A 3651-nucleotide genomic window follows, 5' to 3' on the forward strand; every position below is an offset into this window, starting at 1 on the left:
AACGGCCGCCGCACCAGTAACGGGGCATCACCAGGGCAGGACCGGAAGGGCGGCAGTCAGCCGCCGCCTGCCTCCGCCATCTCCCCTCCCGCATGTTACGCACGTGACTCTTGTCACTATTGTTACAATAGGGACTGCTGAGACACTTGCGGTTCGGGGCAGCCACTTTTCCGCACCACCTGCGGAATACCGGGCTGTCCAGGCCCGCTGCGGTGCCTCATGGCCACCATCCTGCATCCTGCGCACTTAGACCGGCCGAAAGAACCGTTCTTCCGGGACGGTTATTGTTTGACCCGAATCCGCAGGGGGATCCGGCAGAAGCAGGACGGACGTTGCACAGTCCGTGCGATCTGCCATGCCCGAATACTTCTCGACTCCAGGGGACGACCACTATGAAGAAACACTCTGCCTACGCCGTCGCCACATCCGCCGGCCTGATGGCGGCTCTGGCACTGGGCACGGTGCCGGCACCGGCAGCCGCCGCCGCACCGGCCGCCGCCATCCAGTCCACGGCGCCGGCAGCAGTGGCCGCAGCCTCCTACTCCGACTCGTTCGCCAAGCAGACCTTCGATCTAATGAATGCCGAACGAAGCCGGGCCGGCGTCCGCCCCATGGCCTGGCACCAGAGCATTGCCAACGTCTCCCAGGACTGGGCCGCGCATCTGGGCAGCGCCACCGCCAAACCCGGCTTCAACATGGCCAACATCCACCGTTATGACGGCGGCGGATCGCTGATCCCCGGCGGTGCGAGCTGGTACCGGGAGATCATTGCCTTCAATTACACGCCGCGGGCCATCGTGGACTTCTGGATGTCTTCACCCGCCCACAAGGCGATCCTGCTGGACCCCCGGGCAACGCACGCCGGACTGGGTTACGTTGTCCCGACGTCGGGGCCCTACAAGGGTATGTGGATGGTCGTCTCGAATCTGGCCGCGTATCCGGGCACGCCGTCGCAGGGATCGGCCGGCCCCAGCGGGCCCTTCTGGGACACCGGCGCCTCGGGATTCGTCAAGGAAATCACCTGGATGAAGAACCGCGGCATCACCACCGGCTGGCCCAACGGCTCCTTCCGCCCCTTGGACGCAGTGAACCGCGAGTCGATGGCTGCCTTCATGTACCGGATGGCCGGCTCCCCGGCCTACGCCCCGCCCCGCACATCCCCCTTCGCCGACGTGCCGACCAGCCATATGTACTACAAGGAAATCGCCTGGATGCATGCCAAGGGAATCTCAACCGGCTGGGCGGACCGAACCTTCCGCCCCTACGAGCCGGTTCAGCGCGAGTCGATGGCAGCATTCATGCACCGCTATGCCGCTGCAGTCTGCGGAGTCAACCGGTACGGCCACCGCTCCTTCACCGACATGAACACCTCCATCTTCGCCAACTTCATCGCCTGGATGGGCGGCCATGGAATCTCGACCGGGTACCCGGACGGCTCCTTCCATCCCGCCGAAGCAGTCAACCGCGAATCGATGTCAGCCTTCATGTACCGGCTGGACGGCCACATCAAGGCCTACGGCGGATGCTGACCGCTCCCAGCCCCCCGCCCGCACCATGTCATGGTTCGGAGTCTGCGGCCGGCTGAGGTAAGCTAAGTTTCGTCGTTTTACCGGGATCCGGTGCCGCCCCGGCGGCCGGTCCCAGTGCGGGCGTAGCTCAATGGCAGAGCGCTAGCTTCCCAAGCTCGATACGCGGGTTCGATTCCCGTCGCCCGCTCCACCCAACGGCGCCTTTGGCTCCCAGACCGGATGCCGGCGTCGTACATCCGGACGCTGCAGCAGCAGTGTGTCCAGTGACACATGGAAGCTCCCCCGCGGCACGCGTAGAATAAGCTGCTGTGAATCGCAGAATGTTTAAGTCCAAGATCCACCGCGCCACGGTCACGCACGCGGATCTCCACTACGTTGGCTCCGTCACCGTGGATATGGATCTGCTGGAGGCTGCCGACATTTTGCCCGGCGAGCTGGTCTCCATCGTCGATGTCACCAACGGCGCCCGCCTTGAGACGTACACCATCGAGGGTGAGCGCGGCACCGGCGTCATCGGCATCAACGGCGCCGCAGCCCACCTGATCCATGAGGGCGACATCGTCATCCTCATCTCCTATGCGGACATGACCACGGACGAGGCGAAGGCCTACGTCCCCACCGTGGTCCACGTCGACGCGGCCAACAGGATCAAGCAGCTCGGCTCCGATCCGGCCGAGTCCGTCACCGAAGAGGTACAGCGCCCGCCGTACGCGGTCGCACGCTGATCGCCGGCCGCAGCCTGTGCTGGGGGTCATTTCCGGGTTTTCCATTGTCTGGATCATCATTCTGGTCGGCATGTTCATCGGCCGCACCGGAGTCCTCGGTGAGCGTGCGCAGCCGGTACTGAGCCGGCTCGCATTCTTCGTCGCCAGCCCCGCCCTGCTGCTGGAAACGCTCAGCCAGACGGACCTGCGGGAGGTCTTTTCCGGCTCCCTGCTTGTCGCGGCCGCCAGCGCGCTGGTCACCGGCGTCCTGTTCTTCCTGGTGGCCCGGCTCTGGCTGAAGCGGGAGACACCGGAGTCCCTGATGGGCGGCGTCTCCGCCTCGCTGGTCAACTCCGCGAACCTTGGCCTTCCTATCGCCGCCTACGTACTGGGCGACGCCGCGCTGGTGGCGCCGGTGCTGATTTTCCAGCTGGCCTTCTACAGTCCGCTCCACCTGATGCTGATGGACTCCACCACGTCCCGGCACCGCACCACTCCTGTGAGTTTCCTGGTGCAGATCGTGCGGAACCCGATCATCATCGGCTCGATGATCGGCCTGCTCCTCGCCGCCACCGGATCGACCCTGCCGGAGCTGGTGATGGAGCCGATCCGGCTGATCGGCGGGGCGGCCATTCCGGCGATGCTCCTGGCCTTCGGCGTGTCGCTCTACGGCTCCCGGCCGCTGCGGGCGGCGGACGGGCGGCGGCTGGACGTGCTCATCGCCTCGGTGTTCAAGCTGGTCCTCCAGCCGCTGCTGGCCTACCTGCTGGCCGCCTTCGGCCTGGGCCTTGAGGGCCACGAACTGTTTACCGCTGTCGTGCTGGCCGCACTGCCCACCGCGCAGAATGTCTTCGTAGCCGCCGCCCGGTACGAACGCGGGGTGGTGGTCGCGAAGGACACGGTGCTGGTCACCACGGTCGTGGCGATTCCGGCACTGATGGCGGTCGCCGCGCTGCTGGCCTGAGCCTTGCCGACCGGGCCCCGGCGGCGCGCCGGCGGCTCGACCACGGTGCGCCCCGATGCGGCCGCGGGCACTGAATGGTGACAATTTGACAGCGATCCCGGCACCATAGGTGGCACCAATCACAAACACGGCATATCGTCATTGCGAAGGTTGCTTATGATCCTCAGGCTGACCGGCCTGGGGATCCGGCTGTCTACGACGATGTGGAGGCAGGAACCCCATGCCGATCGATCGAATGCTGCGCACCCGGCGCTGGCCCTGGGCTGCGGGGGTCACAGCTGCCCTGGCCGGCACCCTCCTCACCGGCTGCAGTCCGGCCAGTGCCACCCCGACGCTGACCTGGTACATCAACCCGGACGACGGCGGCCAGGAGGCTATCGCGCAGAAGTGCACCGCCGCGGCGGACGGCAGGTACCGGATCCAGACTTCCCTGCTGCCCAATGATGCGGCCTCC

General features: G+C 66.1%; 3 protein-coding genes, 1 tRNA gene and 1 pseudogene. All 5 read left to right on the plus strand.

Going from position 1 to position 3651, the window contains the following annotated elements:
- Positions 1 to 392: 392 nt before the first annotated feature.
- Positions 393 to 1529 (plus strand): CAP and S-layer homology domain-containing protein, encoded by a 1137-nt coding sequence (locus AC5RW2_RS41330; protein ID WP_494029022.1) that lies wholly within the window; start codon positions 393 to 395, stop codon positions 1527 to 1529.
- A gap of 116 nt (positions 1530 to 1645) precedes the next feature.
- Positions 1646 to 1719, plus strand: a tRNA-Gly gene (locus AC5RW2_RS41335).
- 118 nt (positions 1720 to 1837) lie between these two features.
- Positions 1838 to 2254: an aspartate 1-decarboxylase gene (gene panD, locus AC5RW2_RS41340; protein ID WP_494075313.1), complete on the plus strand. Its 417-nt coding sequence runs from the start codon at positions 1838 to 1840 to the stop codon at positions 2252 to 2254.
- Positions 2255 to 2270: 16 nt separating this feature from the next.
- Positions 2271 to 3197, plus strand: coding sequence for an AEC family transporter (locus tag AC5RW2_RS41345; RefSeq protein WP_494029020.1), 927 nt, complete (start codon positions 2271 to 2273; stop codon positions 3195 to 3197).
- Positions 3198 to 3417: 220 nt separating this feature from the next.
- Positions 3418 to 3651, plus strand: a pseudogene (locus AC5RW2_RS41350) (ABC transporter substrate-binding protein); the annotation flags it as partial.

The sequence above is a fragment of the Arthrobacter sp. B0316-1-20 genome (assembly GCF_059091865.1).

Coding starts and splice junctions, on each gene's coding strand:
- AC5RW2_RS41330 (WP_494029022.1), top strand. CDS start 393: ATGAAGAAACACTCTGCCTACGCCGTCGCCACATCCGCCGGCCTGATG.